The organism is uncultured Algoriphagus sp. (genome assembly GCF_963974835.1).
GTDB lineage: Bacteria > Bacteroidota > Bacteroidia > Cytophagales > Cyclobacteriaceae > Algoriphagus.
This window is the reverse complement of sequence record NZ_CAXBET010000002.1, coordinates 90,092-106,538: the sequence shown is the minus strand read 5'-3', so window position 1 is coordinate 106,538 and position 16,447 is coordinate 90,092. Positions and strand designations below refer to the sequence as shown.

At 39.8% G+C, this 16,447-nt stretch carries 14 protein-coding genes; 9 read left to right on the top strand and 5 right to left on the bottom strand.

Annotation, left to right across the window (positions count from 1 at the left end):
- Positions 1-43 precede the first annotated feature (43 nt).
- Positions 44-529: a VOC family protein gene (locus AACZ73_RS06565; RefSeq protein ID WP_339876506.1), complete on the top strand. Its 486-nt coding sequence runs from the start codon at positions 44-46 to the stop codon at positions 527-529.
- 18 nt (positions 530-547) lie between these two features.
- Here AACZ73_RS06565 and AACZ73_RS06560 read toward each other — a convergent pair whose 3' ends face one another.
- Positions 548-1,384 (bottom strand): lysophospholipase, encoded by an 837-nt coding sequence (locus AACZ73_RS06560; protein WP_339876504.1) that lies wholly within the window; start codon positions 1,382-1,384, stop codon positions 548-550.
- Positions 1,385-1,592: 208 nt separating this feature from the next.
- On the opposite strand from AACZ73_RS06560, the gene AACZ73_RS06555 reads away from it, so the two are divergent.
- Together AACZ73_RS06555 and AACZ73_RS06550 are read left to right on the top strand one after the other, a co-directional pair.
- Positions 1,593-2,168: a DJ-1/PfpI family protein gene (locus AACZ73_RS06555; protein ID WP_339876503.1), complete on the top strand. Its 576-nt coding sequence runs from the start codon at positions 1,593-1,595 to the stop codon at positions 2,166-2,168.
- Between the two features lie 134 nt (positions 2,169-2,302).
- The gene (locus tag AACZ73_RS06550; RefSeq protein ID WP_339876501.1) at positions 2,303-3,526 is read left to right on the top strand and encodes a serine hydrolase domain-containing protein; all 1,224 of its coding nucleotides are present in this window, start codon (positions 2,303-2,305) and stop codon (positions 3,524-3,526) included.
- A gap of 68 nt (positions 3,527-3,594) precedes the next feature.
- On the opposite strand, the gene AACZ73_RS06545 is transcribed toward AACZ73_RS06550, so the two are convergent.
- Entirely contained in the window at positions 3,595-4,428 is an 834-nt protein-coding gene (locus AACZ73_RS06545; RefSeq protein ID WP_339876499.1) for a 1,4-dihydroxy-2-naphthoyl-CoA synthase, read from the bottom strand.
- Positions 4,429-4,537: 109 nt separating this feature from the next.
- On the opposite strand from AACZ73_RS06545, the gene AACZ73_RS06540 reads away from it, so the two are divergent.
- From AACZ73_RS06540 to AACZ73_RS06525, 4 genes are all read left to right on the top strand, one after another.
- Positions 4,538-5,605 (top strand): AMP-binding protein, encoded by a 1,068-nt coding sequence (locus AACZ73_RS06540; RefSeq protein WP_339876497.1) that lies wholly within the window; start codon positions 4,538-4,540, stop codon positions 5,603-5,605.
- A complete protein-coding gene (locus AACZ73_RS06535) occupies positions 5,602-6,030 on the top strand; it encodes a DUF2141 domain-containing protein (RefSeq protein WP_339876496.1) in 429 nt (142 codons plus the stop codon). Before AACZ73_RS06540 ends, AACZ73_RS06535 begins: the two co-directional genes overlap by 4 nt.
- A gap of 140 nt (positions 6,031-6,170) precedes the next feature.
- A complete protein-coding gene (locus tag AACZ73_RS06530) occupies positions 6,171-6,932 on the top strand; it encodes a hypothetical protein (protein WP_339876495.1) in 762 nt (253 codons plus the stop codon).
- A gap of 70 nt (positions 6,933-7,002) precedes the next feature.
- A complete protein-coding gene (locus AACZ73_RS06525) occupies positions 7,003-8,088 on the top strand; it encodes a toll/interleukin-1 receptor domain-containing protein (RefSeq protein ID WP_339876494.1) in 1,086 nt (361 codons plus the stop codon).
- Here AACZ73_RS06525 and AACZ73_RS06520 read toward each other — a convergent pair.
- Together AACZ73_RS06520 and AACZ73_RS06515 are read right to left on the bottom strand one after the other, a co-directional pair.
- Entirely contained in the window at positions 8,078-8,851 is a 774-nt protein-coding gene (locus tag AACZ73_RS06520) for a LexA family transcriptional regulator (protein WP_339876492.1), read from the bottom strand. The two genes, AACZ73_RS06525 and AACZ73_RS06520, sit on opposite strands and share 11 nt — an antisense overlap.
- Positions 8,848-9,105 (bottom strand): hypothetical protein, encoded by a 258-nt coding sequence (locus tag AACZ73_RS06515; protein ID WP_339876490.1) that lies wholly within the window; start codon positions 9,103-9,105, stop codon positions 8,848-8,850. The genes AACZ73_RS06520 and AACZ73_RS06515 overlap by 4 nt, the downstream gene beginning before the upstream one ends.
- A 355-nt stretch (positions 9,106-9,460) precedes the next feature.
- On the opposite strand from AACZ73_RS06515, the gene AACZ73_RS06510 reads away from it, so the two are divergent.
- Both AACZ73_RS06510 and AACZ73_RS06505 read left to right on the top strand, forming a co-directional pair.
- Positions 9,461-12,205 carry an outer membrane beta-barrel protein gene (locus tag AACZ73_RS06510; RefSeq protein WP_339876489.1) on the top strand — a complete coding sequence of 915 codons (2,745 nt, stop codon included), beginning with the start codon at positions 9,461-9,463 and terminating at the stop codon, positions 12,203-12,205.
- A 687-nt stretch (positions 12,206-12,892) separates the two neighbouring features.
- Positions 12,893-13,885, top strand: coding sequence for an LLM class flavin-dependent oxidoreductase (locus AACZ73_RS06505; RefSeq protein WP_339876487.1), 993 nt, complete (start codon positions 12,893-12,895; stop codon positions 13,883-13,885).
- Between the two features lie 30 nt (positions 13,886-13,915).
- On the opposite strand, the gene AACZ73_RS06500 is transcribed toward AACZ73_RS06505, so the two are convergent.
- Positions 13,916-16,333, bottom strand: coding sequence for an ABC transporter permease (locus AACZ73_RS06500; RefSeq protein ID WP_339876485.1), 2,418 nt, complete (start codon positions 16,331-16,333; stop codon positions 13,916-13,918).
- Positions 16,334-16,447 lie beyond the last annotated feature (114 nt).

Genomic DNA, 16,447 nt, shown 5'->3' with positions numbered 1-16,447 from the left:
CTGCAATCAGTTCGGTTAATTTCAAATCTCAGATTTCAAATTCATGAATTCCTACACCATCCCCTCAGCTGCCCGAATTGGGCATGTTCATTTAAAGGTTTCCGATCTTCAACGCTCTCTTGATTTCTTTCAGGGTTTGCTCGGCTTTGAGCTGGTTACTATGTATGGACAGGATGCCGCATTTATTTCCGCAGGTGGATATCACCATCATATTGGATTGAACACCTGGCAAAGTAAAGGCGGAAAACCAGCGCCTAAAAACACTGCTGGCCTTTTCCATACTGCCATAGTTTTACCAACAAGACGCGACCTTGCGGTTCTTTTGAAAAGACTAGTGGATGCCAATTACCCGCTTACAGGTGCTGCAGACCATAGAGTTTCTGAAGCTTTATATCTGGATGATCCAGATGAAAATGGTGTGGAATTGTATTGGGACAGACCAAAAGAAGAATGGCCAACGAATCCAGATGGAAGTATCATGATGTATACCAGACAATTAGATATCAATGGTTTAATGGCAGAGATATAAAGTATCAATTTAAATTTTTCAAATTCTCTTTTCTACCCAGTTCACTATTAGCTGAATCACTTCTTCCCTATCCAAATCATTGATCAATTCATGGTAGCCTCCTAGAAAAATTTGAAGGGATTTATCTGACGATTTAGCTTTTTGGAAAAGCAATTCTGACCCTTTGGGATTGGTCAATCCATCATTTGAACCGTGGATCAATAAAACAGGTAAATCAAATTCAGAGGCATGACTTTGGATGTAGCGCATGAGCTGAAGTAGTTCATACCCTGTCCGGGCGGGAATGGCTTCGGTATACACCAATGGATCATTCAAATACTTCTCTACTTCTGCAGGAATTCTAGAAACTTTATTAGCATCTAATTTCAACGCCTTCAACTTCGGGAAATACTTACTGATGATACTTGATAGGGCCATTAGGATTTTTGAAGTGCCCTCAGCCTCTTTTATGGCGGCAGAACTCAAAATTACCCCAGTGGCTTCAGGCTTATACTTTAGCACATAAGCTGCTACCAAACCACCTCCCATACTGTGTCCATAAATAAATGCTGGAAGTCCCGGTGAGTATGATTTGACTTTCCCAAAAAGTGCATCGATATCCTTCAGATAATCCTCTGCAGATTCGTAATAAGCAGTGGGTTTTCCTTTTTCTGATTTTCCGTGACCACGCCCATCAAAGGAGAAAACAGAAATTCCAGCCTCAACAAACTTTTCTGCTAAATTAACATATCGCGAACTATGCTCTCCTAGCCCATGAACGAGAAGCAAAGCTGCCTTCGGAAATTCCGGCATCCAGGCCTGCAGATGCAATTCTTTGCCATCATGCGTTTTATAAGTGGTTTCTAGATGATTCATGGTGCATTTAATAACTGGTTAGAAATGATAAGTTGCACAGAAAATCGTAAGCTAAAAATAGCTGGCCTCAAATACCTGGCTTTTACTTGTTGCGTTTAGCAAAACTTAACCAAGGATTAACCTCAGTGCTTTTTCATTTTCTTAAATTAGATAAACTAAAAAAGGTAGAGTCTCTACCCACTTTTCTAACCAACTAATTCAAAAACAAATGAAAAAGATATTATTCCTAACCGGAGATTTTGCAGAAGATTACGAGACAATGGTGCCAGTGCAAATGTTGGAAATGGTAGGCTATGAAGTGCATTCTGTATGTCCTGAAAAGAAAAAAGGAGAAACCATCAAAACGGCCATCCATGACTTCGAAGGCGATCTGACTTATACTGAAAAGCCAGGACATAATTTTATGCTGAGCTACTCTTTTGATCAAGTTGACGTAGATGACTATGTAGGCTTGGCAATCGCAGGTGGTCGTGCACCGGAATACTTAAGGTTGAATAAAAAGGTTTTGGAGATCGTGAAGCACTTCTTTGATACCAACAAGCCAGTGGCTGCGGTTTGCCATGGTATTCAGATCCTAACAGCAGCGGGTGTGGTAAAAGGCAGAAAGCTGACCGCCTATCCAGCTGTAGGACCTGAAGTGACGATCGCAGGGGGAGAGTTCCAAAACATTCCTGCAACTGATGCTTATGTCGATGGCAACTTGGTAACTTCTCCAGCTTGGCCAGGCCATCCCGCTTGGATCCGTGAGTTTTTGAAAGTTCTTGGAGCAAAAATCACCCTTTGATAGCTAACCAAAAAGTAATTGAGAAGGCCCTTTCGGAAAATTTCTGAAAGGGTTTTTTCTTGAGTATTAGAAATTGAAATTGCTAAATTTAGAGAAAGACCCAAGTTAACCTTTAACATTAACCACCAGACCTCATGTTTAAAAATCACTTACGATTACTTTTTATTGCGCTCCTGCTTCTCGTCAACGGAGTTTTGGCACAGACACTTCACCATGAACAAACTAAGCTTTCTCCTGAACGCTTAGAGCGCTATGACAGCTATTTGCAGAAAGAAATAGATGCAGGGAGGCTAGCAGGCGCAGTCACTTTGATTTATAAGAATGGCGAACAAGCACATCAAAAGACCTTAGGATATAGTGATTTGGATTCCAAAGCTCCGATGAAAGCAGATCAGATTTTCTATATCCAGTCCATGACCAAGCCTGTCATAACAACTGCTTTTATGATGCTTTATGAAGAGGGGCACTTCCTTCTCAACGATCCTGTAGAGAAATATCTGCCTTGGTTTAAGGATTTGAAAGTGGCAGTAGATCCTAGTAAAGGAATCGCTGGAGGAACTGTTCCTGCCGAATCGAAAATCACCATTGCCATGCTTTTAAGCCATACCTCAGGGTTATCCCATGGCATTGCTGCTGGAAAACTAGAAGAGGAAATTAGAAGTGCTATTTACAGCCCAGCACATAAAACTATTGAAAGTAGAATCAAAGCTATGGTCACGATGCCTTTGATCGGGCAACCTGGGAAACAATGGTATTATTCTGCGTCTCCTGATGTTCTTTCTTTATTGATTGAAACATTTTCAGGCATGACTACAGACAAGTTTTTACAAGAAAGACTTTTTGATCCGCTGGGAATGTCAGATACCGGGTACAATTTGAATGAGGAACAAAAAAGCCGAATGGCTACACTTCATACATATAATCAAGATGGAAAACTGATTAAAGCTCCTAGCCAAACTCCAACCTCAGGAAACACGGTTTTTGCAGGGGCAAATGCTTTGTTTAGTACTGCTTCCGATTATTCCAAATTTGCAAGAATGCTACTCAATGGTGGTGAATGGAATGGAAAACAATACCTCAGTCCAAAAACTGTAGAAATCATGACTATGGATCAAATTGATGGACTTTATCAGGCACCCGGCCAAGGTTTTGGGTTCGGGTTTGCAGTGGTGACTGACCTTGCTGATGCAAATGCTTTGGGATCAGAAGGCACATACTATTGGAGCGGCGCATATTGCACCTACTTCTTCATAGACCCCAAAGAAGACATGGTCTCTATCATGATGACTCAAACCGCCCCTTACAGTGGTTTCTATGATCAAAAAATGCGACAGTTTGTTTATCAGGCGATAGAATAGAAAAAATGGTTCGAGACACATATCTCGAACCATTTTTTTATCCTTCAGAATTTAGCTTTCTGAATTCTTTAAGGTATCCACTTATTCTTCCCAAAATCAGGCTTTCTCTTCTCCAAGAAAGCATTTCTACCTTCTTTAGCTTCCTCAGTTCCGTAAGCCAAGCGCGTTGCTTCTCCAGCAAAAACCTGCTGACCAACCATGCCGTCATCAGTCAAGTTCATCGCAAACTTCAGCATCTTTATGGAAGTTGGAGACTTAGCCAAGATCTCCTGAGCCCATTCGTAAGCAGTTGACTCTAATTCAGCATGTGGAATCACTGCATTCACCATTCCCATTTCATAAGCTTCCTGAGCGGAATAATTTCTTCCCAAAAAGAATATCTCACGCGCTTTCTTCTGCCCAACCATTTTAGCCAGATAAGCTGAACCATAGCCTCCATCAAAGCTGGTCACATCAGCATCAGTTTGCTTAAAGATCGCATGTTCTTTACTTGCCAATGTCAAATCACAAACTACGTGAAGGGAATGCCCTCCTCCTACTGCCCATCCAGGTACCACGGCAATTACAACCTTTGGCATAAAGCGAATCAAGCGCTGCACTTCCAAAATATTCAATCGGTGATAGCCGTCTTCACCCACATAGCCTTGATTTCCTCTAGCTTTCTGATCTCCGCCAGAGCAAAATGCCCAACCACCATCTTTTGCAGAAGGCCCTTCCCCACTCAATAATACAACTCCAATCGAGGTGTCTTCCTGTGCATCGTAAAATGCATCATATAATTCCGCAGTAGTTTTAGGGCGAAATGCATTTCTCACTTCCGGGCGATTAAAAGCGATTCTGGCGACGCCATCGCATTTTTTATAGGTAATATCTTCGTATTCTTTTGCTGTGATCCAGTTCATATCTTTCGATTTGGGTAAAAATCTAATTCTTTTGCAAGATAACAGGCTTCCCTGAATTTTGAAGTCAGGATTATTACCTTCGGGAAAGCCAAGCTCAAGACTAAAGCAGATGTTTCTACTTACTTACGGCAATCATACTTTCCAGACAGAGGAGGACTTTGAGTTAGAAACTAGTGACTTCCCAAACTTTGCTAAAGCAGCCATTCTATTTTGCAAGGAATGGCTTTCAGGGAAAGACACTTTTGAACAGCAAACTTCAGGCTCCACTGGAACGCCAAAAAAAATTGAGATTTCTCGAGCTCAAATGATTGCCAGCGCGCAAGCTACTCAGGCTTTTTTCCAAGCAGACAAAAACACAAACTTGCTCTGTTGCTTAAATCCTAGCTATATCGCTGGCAAAATGATGCTTGTTCGTGCTTTAGAATGGAATAGCAAAATCGAACTAATAGAACCTAGTTCAAATCCACTTTTAGAGATAAATAACATTCCTGATTTTGTCGCAATGGTTCCTCTTCAGGTTGAAAATAGCATTGTGGATAAGTCTTCACTGGAAAAGTTGAAAAGGATAAAGCATCTCATCATCGGAGGAGCGCCTATTAGCGCTGGACTGAAGGATAAACTTATCGCTAACGACATTCACGCCTTTCAAACTTATGGAATGACAGAGACGGTTTCTCATATCGCCTTGGCAAAAATACAAACAGGAGAATTGACATATCAAGTACTTCCAGGAGTAGAATTTGGTATAGATGAGCGGAACGCGCTTTGGGTGAAATCGGCAGTAAGCAAGAATGAGCAAGTACAAACTAACGATCTGGTGGTATTGCTCGATAAGGAGTCCTTTCGCTGGCTGGGAAGAATTGACTTTGTCATCAACTCAGGAGGCGTCAAACTTCATCCTGAAATTTTGGAATCAAAAGCAGAAAGTACCATTCAGAGTTTCTATCCGAATTCCCAATTTTTCTTTTTTGGAATGAAAGATGTAAGACTAGGTGAAAAATTATGCTTGGCTATTGAAGCGACGGAAAACAACCTAAATAATGCCTCAAAGCTTCAAAAAGCATTAGAAAATGTGATGAGTAAATACGAAGTACCAAAAAACACTTTTGTGATCTCTTCGTTTTCAAGAACAAGTAGCGGCAAAATAAACAGACTAAAAACCATTGATTTGCTATGAAGCTGGCACTTTTAAGCTTTTTCTTATTCATTAATTTCACACAACCAAAAAGTGAATTGGGGACTATTGAATTGGTTGTTTCAGAAACCTCCTCTGATGAAGGTGTAATTCAACTTCTTATTTTTGATCAAGAAGACGGTTGGCCAGATTCACTCGATGAGGCTTGGAAAATGGTCACCATTCCAATTAAAAATGGTATTGCTAAGAAAACCATACCTAATGTGTCCCCAGGAAATTATGCGATTACCGTTTTTCATGATCATGATAAAAATGGCCAAATCAGAAAAAACAAAGTTGGATACCCTTTGGATGATTTTGGCTTTTCTAACAATCCGAGCATAGTCTTTGGAATCCCTTCTTTCCACAAATGCAGCAAAAAAGTGGCTGCAGGCAAAGCCACACTTTTTGAAATTGAGTTGCGCTAAGAACTTTTGAGGTAAAAGACCTACTTTTGCAGCAATGTAATCGAGCAATCCCCAAGCATCGATCAGAAGTCTGCTGATTATTCTTGCGAGATTCTTCCCGCTAGTTATCTGGGTGACTTTAAAAATTGAATTACAAACAGATGAAAAAGAGTAACGAACGCGCAAGCGGAATTGTCATTGAATTTGATTCAGGAATCATCCCACCTCCTTACAGTCATGTGTATAGAATGTCACTGGATTGGAGCAATTCTGAATTAAAGGCAGATTTAGAACTGCATTATACCGATAGAGAAGACTTGACTGAAGACGAAATTCTTGATGAAGGATTCACCTTAAATGATGATTTCAGCTTTAAAGGTACACTTGACTACGTTTGGAAAAAAGTGGTCTCAATGGAATTTGAGAAGACAAAATGGAGCGGTAGACAAATAGAAGAAGGAGGTTTGATGCTTTCGGCTTTGGAAAATGGAAAACCTGGTCCAGCAAAAGCACCAGTCAACCAAGAAGCTTGGCAGATGCTAGCTCAGGATGTGATTCAGGCAATCTATGAAACGTCCAAGAAGGAAGCTCCGCTAACTGTGAATTACCGCCAAGTGACAAATGAGGAAAGTGTTGACTGTTCCATCACGATGAATTTCTCGAATCGTGAAGCTGTTTTCGCTTTAAAAAACGAATCCAGAATCATAAACTGGGAATATGCAGTTCAGCTATTGAAATTAGTATTCTCACCTGACTATAATTATGAAATTGCCAAAGAAACACCCGGTACCAAACGTGGTTCATATATTGAATGTGGCGATGGGTATTGGCATGAGCTCGGCAAGGGGGTAATCAACCTTGACACTTCTTTCGATGCAGTTAGTAGAATAAAGGATGGTTTTGAAAACTTGATTGAAGAATAAAATTAGCCCTGCGCATTGCAATTAAGAACCTGATTCGCTTAACTTTAACTAGCACGAATCAGGTTTTTTTATGGAAAAGAATAAAATTTTTCTTAGTCACAGACACTCCGACACTCAAAGTGATTGTCATCGCATCAGAGAAACACTCCAGGAAGAATTTGGAGAAGATGCTGTTTTCTTAGATATAGAAAACCTTGAGCCTGGAATCCGATTTGCAGATGCCATCGATAAAGCCCTAAAAGAAAGTAAAGTGGTGCTAGTCGCAATAGGACCTGACTGGTTTGGTGATCCTGATGAAAATGGAATTACGCGGCTATTCCAGCCGAAAGATTGGGTTCATAGGGAAGTTAGTGCTGCTCTAGCTAGACCAGATACCCGAGTGATTCCTTTATTGCTCAAAGGCGCAAGCAGACCTACTGCTGATCAGCTACCTGAGGATTTACAAGAATTGGCCGATCTGCAAACCTTCGAAATTTCGATCACCAGATGGAAATATGATTTAGGAGTTTTAGTCGAAGCACTCGCCAAACTTATTCCTAGAAAAAAGAAACCTAATCCAGATCCTACTCCTCGCCCTACACCAATTCCAATTCCTAAACCGCAGAAAAGCTGGTGGGGGAGAAACTATCTTTGGGTGCTCGGGATTTTTGTGGTACTTATTATCATAATCATTAGTAGTGAGGATTTTCAGCAAGGTTATCAAGAAGGCTCTAATGACGTTAATAACGATCAAACCGAACAGTTCAATGATGAGGCTAGCCAAACCGACATCAATACCCTCAGGGAAGAGGTACCTATTGGAAATGAAGTCAATAGCAGTATAGGAAGTTCAGAATCGAATGGTGCAGTTAAAAATGATGTAAATGGATATTGGCTCCTATCTGATAATCAAGGCAATACCAGCACTTTGGTATTCAATCAAAACAAACAGGATTTTGAGTTTATTGAGTACAATGTATTCAATGTAGCAATAGGACAAGGCACTGGTTCAATCAACCAAAACGAACTTTCTGCTGACTATTTTAATTCGCTCGTTCAAATAAACGGTAAGCTAAACTTATCATCATCCCCAGATGGTGAGAGTTGGTCTGGAAGCATTTATTTTCCTGATTTAGAGACAAGCAGTCCTGTTACTATAAAAAGAATTAACCCTTAAGAGTCCTCAGATCAGCACGGATATCAGATATCATTTCACCAAGATCTTCTAAGGTCAAGGGCTTTTTCTTATCGCCTGGATTTGGGAAATCGGTGCTGATGAAAGCCTTTGCTTCCCAAACTTCTATTACAGTTTCACCTTTCACCTCGTAAGGTTTGTAATGTTCATTATCCGAAACCAAAAAAAGCTTTCCGTTATCGCTCAGGTAATTGAACACACGTTTATAAACGACTCCCTCTGTCTCTGTGACCAACACATAGGTTTTGCCACTTTTGATATCTTTCAACTGATCGACATAAGCACCGATAACTATGGTGCCTGAAGTCAGTGGAAGCATGGAATCTCCCGCTAGCTCAAAAGCCCGATAAGTAGCTTGCTTAGAAAGCGTAGGAATCTGAAACTGCGGTAAACTCTCCATGTATTCCGTATCAGCAAAACCGTTCAGGTATCCAGCTGAAGCCTTCTGCCCTACCAGCGTGATATTTTCCTTGTCATTTTCGTCACATGCAATTGTCAGAATATTGACTCCTCTTTTTTGGATTGCCTTTCTTCCTTTGCCTTCTATATCATGGTTAAGAAGTTCCTCCATCCCTACATCCAGTACATCACATAATTTACCAAGCGTCAGAAGCTTTGGTTCGGACCTGCCATCTTCGTAGGCAGAAATCATCGTACGTTGGACATCCAGCTGATCTGCGAGATCATTTTGAGTGATTCCTTTTTGCTTACGCAAAAACCGGAGGTTGGAGGAAAGATATTTCATGCTGAATACAAGTAAAAGTTGTGATCCTCAGGTGATGCAGGAATAGGGAAAAATGGATTCATATTTAAAGCAGAATTTCTTCTTCTCTCCATTCGCTTTTTGATTTCATCAATAATTTCACCGACCGGCTTTGGACCATTCACCAGCAAGTAGCCGTATTGTGGTTTTACTTCATCCTCGATAAAAAATTTCACTTGGCAATTACCTGATGCCAATGTCTTGGTTGTAATACTGATCTTTTCTTGGTTTTCCATAACTGATTCTTTTAACATCAGCTAAGATAGAATGTTGTTTTTATAAACACAATCATGTCTTAAAAATTAACATTTTACTGACTCAAATTGTCAAATCTTAAAGAATCTGGTTTAAGATGTTTATTATCAACATATTATTTTCCTCTAGGAAAAATTGAGTAAGAATAGAATATCTGTGGATGAAGGGAAAATATGCTGCTTAATTCAACATATTACCGCTTAGACAATAATCGCTCCTATTCCGAACCCTAAGTGTTTTTCTTTGTTAAAAATAGTATCGTATTAAAGCCAACATTGAATAATTGCTTATCAGTAAAGTCAATTATTCTTCGAATCCCCCACTTAACCAACCTTAATGAAAAGTTTTCTTTATTTAATTATCCTAACTTTTGGCATTTCCCAGGCCAGCGCACAAACCTATTCCATTAAAGGAAAAGTAAAACAAGCGGGTACTGAAATAACTATTCCTAACGCCACTATTTTACTACAAAACCTTCCTGATTCATTACAGTTGGATGGGATGATTTCTGACTTAGATGGAGAGTTTGAAATAACCAATATCAAGAGTGGAGAGTATCTTCTCAAGATTCAATATCTAGGATATGAAAATTTATATAAGTCTATAAATGTAACCCAGGATATGGATTTGGGTGTTTTGGGACTTCGGGAGCAGGCTACGGATTTGAACGAAGTGACCATCAGCGCAAGAAGAGCCCAAGGTGAGCAAAAAGGCGACACCACACTTTTTAATGCTGATGCATTCAAAACCATGAAAGATGCAAGTGCCCAGACTTTACTGGAAAAACTCCCAGGAGTCATCTCCCAAGATGGAGGCCTTCAGGCTCAAGGGGAAGCCATAACGCAGATTCTGGTGGATGGCAAACCTTTTTTCGGAGGGGATATTAATACAGCATTACAAAATCTCCCAGCTGAAGTAATCCAAGGAATAGAGATCTTTGATCAAAAAAGTGACAAAGCCATTCTTAGTGGATTTGATGATGGTGAACGAATGAAAACTATTAACATCATCACTAAAGCAGATAAAAGGAAAGGTCAATTCGGAAAAGTAACAGCCGGATATGGAACTGATGACCGTTACCTAGCTGGAGCAAGCGTCAATTCCTTCAATGAAGATCAGCGCATTACGTTTACAGGTCTGAGCAACAACATCAATGTGCTTGACTACTCCAGCGATGCAAATGCCCAAAGTAACAACCGACCACAAAACGGATTGATTACTACCAATATTCTAGGTATAAACTACTCGGATAATTGGGGTGAAAAGATAAAGATCAGCGGTAGCTATCAATACAATCACCGCAAAAATACTAACCTGTCTAGCCTGTCCCGAGAATATGTAACTGGCTCTGAGTCAGATCAAATATACACCGAAGACAGTAGAGAGACCCGCACTAGCCAGGATCACCGCTTCGATATGAGATTGGAGTATAATATTAATGACAACAATAGAATACTTTATCGTCCTAGAATCTCAGCAAATTTCGAAAACGAAAACTCCGGATTCTTTGGACAAAGTGTGAACAATGCCGGCCCATTAAACCAGACAGAAAATATACGAACAGCTGATAACGAAGACTATGATATGTTTCATCGCTTGTTCTATAGTCACAGGTTCGGAAAGGAAGGAAGAAGTCTTACACTTAGCGCAAATACTGGAAACCACGGCAATAAAGATGATGCCTATCGTACCGCTACCAATATTTACTACCAGCCCGATGAACGTACCGAAGTGATCAATCAGAACATTACCAGAGATAGATCTGGAAATGATTGGGAAACAGGTATTTCATATACTGAACCTATAGGAAAAAATGGGCAGATGGAACTGGAATATGAAATTGGAAACAGATTTAATGATTCGGATCAATTGACTTTTGACATCTTAAATGATGACATTAATAATCCAAATCTTTCACTTGATACTGCTTTGAGTAATTCTTTTGAGAGTAAATACTTAAGACAGGAAGTTGAGCTGGGGTATCAGTATCAGCTTGAGAAGTTGAAGTTTCAGGCAGAATTGGAATATCAAAACGCAAATCTGAAAAATGATCAGCTTTTCCCTGCGGTAGGAACCATTGACCGGACTTTTGAAAGTTTCATGCCGACTGTTAGGTTTGATTACACCATTTCTTCTACAACTAATTTTGAATTGGATTATGATACTGACGTGGACGCACCATCGGTAGATCAACTTCAAAATGTGATAGATAACTCTAATCCTCTGCAGTTGAAAACAGGAAATCCTAATCTGGAGCAGTCCTATTCCAACCGCTTGAGATTAAGATTTAGAAGTAATAATCCTGATAATGACAGATCTTGGTTCGTATTTGCTCAATATAGGTTAGTAAAGGATGCCGTATCTAACAGTACGTTCACTGCAGAGGAAGCTACAGAATTGCCTGGAGGAATTATATTGGAAAAAGGCTCTCAGTTATTCAGACCTGTGAATTTGGATGGGTTTAAAGACTTTAGATCCTGGGTGAGTTATGGAATTCCGCTCGATTTTGTGAAGTCAAACTTTAACATCAATGGCGGGTTCAGCAGCACTAAGCGACCTGGTCAAGTCAACAACCAACTGAGCTTTAATAATTCTTCAAGATTAAGTACGGGAATTTCATTGAGTAGCAATATTTCTGATCAAATAGATTTCAATATATCTACCCGTTTTTCTTACTACGATGTGGAAAACACGCTGAATTCCAATCTTAACAATAACTATTATAACCAGCGCTCAAGACTGAACTTAAGCTGGATTATATGGGAAGGTTTTGTTTACAGATTGGATATTAACCATCAACTCAACTCAGGTCTTTCGGCAGGATACGATGCAAATGTGGTCTTAATGAATATGAGTGTAGGTAAAAAAGTGTTTGGTAATCAGCGAGGAGAAATCTCTTTAAATGTCTATGATTTACTTGGACAAAATAGAAGTGTATATAGAGACGTCACTGATGCTTATGTACAGGATGGTCAAAACAATGTGATGCAGCGCTACTTTATGTTATCATTCTCTTACAATATCCGCCATTTTAACAGAGGAACAGACATGGATGATTACAACGAAATTTATAATGACTAAAAAAAAGGCTGAACGGAAATATTTCTGTTCAGCCTTTTACATTTTATAATTTACTTTTTAAGCTAGCATAGCCTCGCATTCAGCTATACATTCCCGACAAGCTTCTGCACATTTGATGCATTCTTCATGCTCATGTTTTTCGCATTCCTGAGCACAGTTGTAGCAAGCATCAATACACTGCTGCATTGCAATAGCTCGATCTCCCGAGTTACTTTCATTTGCAGCTATACAGTCCCTGCAAGCATCTATACATCGTTCACAGTATTTAACACAATCCTGCATTCCAGGTCGGTTACTACATGAGTCAATACAATTTGTACAAGCTTCTATGCATTGTTCGCATGCGACAATACACTCATTCTCAGATTTGATAATAGAATTCATAATATTGTTTTTTTTGGTTAAAAGAATTGTTTGAAGGAATCAACCAGAAGCTAATTAATCAAACATTGGGTTTAGAGTTATTGAACTAAATATAAATACTTACACCTCAATAAGCTAGCCAAGCCATGAATTCCTTTTAATAGCGAAATAGGGATTTGATTATCGAGTAACTATCCTGATAACCAAAACTATATGAGGCTGAAAATTCACAAGTTGAGTATTTCGGAAACATGAAAAAATGTCAATAAGAAACTTTCCTGTTGAAAATTCTATTTGACTAGTAACTACAAGAAATCACCTGTTTTGAAAACGAACTTACCCTATTCTATTCTTGATCTTGCTATTATCCGAGAGGATTTTGATGCCAATGATGCATATCGAAGAAGTTTACAACTTGCCCAGCACGCCGAGAAACTTGGCTATACCAGAATGTGGCTTGCCGAGCATCACAACATGGCTAATGTCGGCAGTTCTTCACCCCAGATTTTAATTGGCTATCTGGCAAACGGTACGTCGAAGATCCGTCTAGGCTCTGGAGGAATTATGTTACCAAATCACAGCCCACTAATCATCGCTGAGCAATTTGGAACTTTGGCAACACTATACCCAAACCGAATCGACCTGGGACTAGGCAGAGCTCCGGGTACGGATCAAACTACGGCTTCGGCCCTAAGACGAGGCAGACATGAATCTGTTCAGGAATTCCCAAGTGATTTGGATGATCTTCGCCGATATTTCTCTGAGGATAATATAGACTCAAAAGTGAGGGCTTTTCCTGCCGAGGGACTTGATATTCCTATCTATCTACTTGGATCAAGCATGAGTAGTGCAGTATTAGCTTCGCAAAAAGGACTTCCCTATGCTTTCGCAAGTCACTTTGCTCCGGGCTATCTAATCAATGCTTCGAAGTATTACCGTGAAAATTTCCAGCCTTCTGAAACTTTATTAAGTCCATACTTCATCTCCTGTGTAAATGTCATCGCAGCAGACACTGATGAAGAAGCACATTATTTGGCTACTTCCTTTTACCAAACAGCCTTAGGGATTATTCGAGGCAGATCCTATCCGATGAAAAAACCGGTAAAAAGCATGGAAGGAATCTGGTCGGAACCCGAAGCCGCAGCAATTCAGAATATGATGGCCTGTACTTTTATCGGAACCAAAGATTCACTTAAACCACAATTCGAAAGCTTCTTCAGACAGGTAGAAGTGGACGAATTAATGGTCTCATCAAATATCTACGATCCTGAAAAACGGTTAAGATCGCTGGAGATTACGGCGGAGGTGTTAGGGTAAAAAAAAGAGGAGCGATCGCTCCTCTTTTTTTTATTCATCCGCTAAACTATCCACGGGATTGCCCAAGGCAGCCTTCACTGCTCTGTATCCCACTGTGGCCGCAGTAATTAGCAGAGAAATCAGAATGACCAAAACATATAAACCTATTGGAACGGAAGTTTTATAGGAGAAATTCTGCAGCCACTGATCCGTGAGGTAATAACCCAGAGGCACAGCGATCACAAATGCAATAAGCACGAGATAAATAAATTCTTTTGAAAGCAAGAACGTGATCTGAGTAGCCGAAGCTCCAAGTACTTTTCTGATTCCTATTTCCTTTAGCTTTTGCCCTACCAAGAAAGAAATCAAACCATACAAACCTATGGAAGAGATAACTATCGAAAGCACTGCGAAAATTTTATAGACTAGTGAAAGTTGATTTTCCCTACGGTAAAAATTCGCAATCGTCTCATCCAAGAACTGACCTGAGTAGATAGCATCTGGATATATATTTTTGAATTCTTCTTCTATGCTTGAAAGTGTCTCCTGACCGGCAGAAGCATCCAGCTTCACGCCTACCACATAGTATAACTCCTTCCGAGTAGCGATAATAAAAGGTTTAACTTCTTCTCTCAAGGAATTTTGGGCAAAGTCTTTTACAACACCTGTAATCGTCATCCAGAGTCCTCCACCACCGATAGTGATTGTTTTTCCAATAGCTTCTTCAGGATCGGATATATTCAGTCTTTTGGCCATGGTTTCATTGATCACGGCTTCTTTTAATGTATCACTTTCAGAGAAACCATTACCTGCGGCAAACTGAAGCCCATAATTCTCAAAATAATCTGCGTCACCATATTTCAGAGAAGTCATAAATGGCAAATCTTCACTTTTATCATCAAACCAAAAATTCGAGCCCCAATTGTTATCTGAAGAAGGAACATCACTTGACATACTCACACTTTTAATTTTCGAATTAGCCTCCAAACGCTGTTTAAGCACATCCAATCTACTATCTCTAGTCTCGTCAGATGGAAGATCAAAATAGTATATTGCTTCCTTTGAAAATCCGAGATCTGCATTCTGAATCTCCGTCATCTGCTTTACCGCAATCACCGTAGCAATCATCAGCACCTGAGCTATTACAAACTGCATCACAACCAAACTCCTTCTTAGTGATATACCACCGATCTGTGCTACCTGAATCTTGTTTTTCAATGCCTGTATAGGCTGAAAGCCAGAAAGTATAAGTGCTGGATAAAGCCCTGACAAAAGCGTAACTCCGAAAATTATTCCTATAGAAAACAAAAGGAATGTAGGAGTAATCAATGGAATAGATTCTGGAACTTCAGCAACTTTACTGAGGTAAGGAAGTAAAATAGTGGCAGCCAAGGTGGAAATAACCGCAGAGATCAACACCACTATAAAAGTCTCTCCAAAGGATTGGAGGACAACTTGCCCTCTACTTCCGCCCATAACTTTGCGTATTCCTACCTCCTTACTTTTCCCAATGGCTTGGGCTGTGGAAAGATTTACAAAGTTAATCGATGCCATGATCAGGATAAAAATCCCAATGATCCCCAAAGTATATATAGTTCCTTTGCGAATCATTTCCCCACTGATCGGATCAAAGCGAGTATCAAAGTGAATATCATTCATCGCCTGCAGAAAAAATGACTTTTTGGAGGTTCCTCGATCTTTATAGTTCTTTTCCGCGAAAGCTATTAATTGCTGGTTAACCTGTTCCGGATTTTCAGCTTCAGGAAGTTTTAAATACACCTGAAAATTACTGCCAAAACTTCCCCATGAATCGAAATTGATATCAAAAACTTCCTCATTACTCTGCATGGTCTTGTAGGACACTAGCATGTCAAATCTGAAATTACTATTATCAGGAATATCAGCAACGATACCTCCCACTGAGGCTTCAACACGTTTTGACAAAAGCACAGATTTTCCGAATGCATTTTCCCAAGTCCCAAAAAGCTTCTTCGCTTCTGTCTCTGTCAGGACTACTTTTCCTGGGTCATTAAGGGAATTTAAATTCCCCGCTAAAACTTCCACATCAAACAGCGAAGAATAATCTGCAGTAGTAAAGAAAGCATCTTCCACTATGAAATTATTCTCTCCAGTGGCAGTAACTGCATCTTCTATAGTTACAAAAACAGAAGAATTAACTACCGGCACAAGAGCATCTATTCCTGACAAATCACTTTTGAGCGCTTCTGGCATCGGAGGAGACACACCTGGATTATGGCTGATTCCGTCAGAATACTCATCCTGAGTGACTACCCTGTAAATTCTATCCGAGTTGGATTGGAAATTATCATAGCTCAGCTCATAACTAACAACTTTGAAAAGCAAGAAAGCAGCGGTGATTCCTAAAGTCAGGCCGAAAATATTGATCAGTGTGACACGCTTGCCTTTTTTGAGATTTCTCCAGGCAATTTTAGAGTATATTTTCCACATAGGTTTTAAAGTATAAAAGAGTCAGGTTATGCCTCATTTATCCAAGATCAAACCAGAAATAATATGCGTATAAAGCCAAATTAAAAGGGTTTAATCAATTTCTCTTAAAAAGAT

What these genes read in the sequence shown, in the direction of transcription:
- AACZ73_RS06500 (WP_339876485.1), bottom strand. Translation starts at nt 16,333, where the DNA reads ATGTGGAAAATATACTCTAAAATTGCCTGGAGAAATCTCAAAAAAGGC.
- AACZ73_RS06525 (WP_339876494.1), top strand. Translation starts at nt 7,003, where the DNA reads ATGGAAAAGAATAAAATTTTTCTTAGTCACAGACACTCCGACACTCAA.
- AACZ73_RS06565 (WP_339876506.1), top strand. Translation starts at nt 44, where the DNA reads ATGAATTCCTACACCATCCCCTCAGCTGCCCGAATTGGGCATGTTCAT.
- AACZ73_RS06530 (WP_339876495.1), top strand. Translation starts at nt 6,171, where the DNA reads ATGAAAAAGAGTAACGAACGCGCAAGCGGAATTGTCATTGAATTTGAT.
- AACZ73_RS06560 (WP_339876504.1), bottom strand. Translation starts at nt 1,384, where the DNA reads ATGAATCATCTAGAAACCACTTATAAAACGCATGATGGCAAAGAATTG.
- AACZ73_RS06550 (WP_339876501.1), top strand. Translation starts at nt 2,303, where the DNA reads ATGTTTAAAAATCACTTACGATTACTTTTTATTGCGCTCCTGCTTCTC.
- AACZ73_RS06535 (WP_339876496.1), top strand. Translation starts at nt 5,602, where the DNA reads ATGAAGCTGGCACTTTTAAGCTTTTTCTTATTCATTAATTTCACACAA.
- AACZ73_RS06540 (WP_339876497.1), top strand. Translation starts at nt 4,538, where the DNA reads ATGTTTCTACTTACTTACGGCAATCATACTTTCCAGACAGAGGAGGAC.
- AACZ73_RS06510 (WP_339876489.1), top strand. Translation starts at nt 9,461, where the DNA reads ATGAAAAGTTTTCTTTATTTAATTATCCTAACTTTTGGCATTTCCCAG.
- AACZ73_RS06515 (WP_339876490.1), bottom strand. Translation starts at nt 9,105, where the DNA reads ATGGAAAACCAAGAAAAGATCAGTATTACAACCAAGACATTGGCATCA.
- AACZ73_RS06520 (WP_339876492.1), bottom strand. Translation starts at nt 8,851, where the DNA reads ATGAAATATCTTTCCTCCAACCTCCGGTTTTTGCGTAAGCAAAAAGGA.
- AACZ73_RS06555 (WP_339876503.1), top strand. Translation starts at nt 1,593, where the DNA reads ATGAAAAAGATATTATTCCTAACCGGAGATTTTGCAGAAGATTACGAG.
- AACZ73_RS06545 (WP_339876499.1), bottom strand. Translation starts at nt 4,428, where the DNA reads ATGAACTGGATCACAGCAAAAGAATACGAAGATATTACCTATAAAAAA.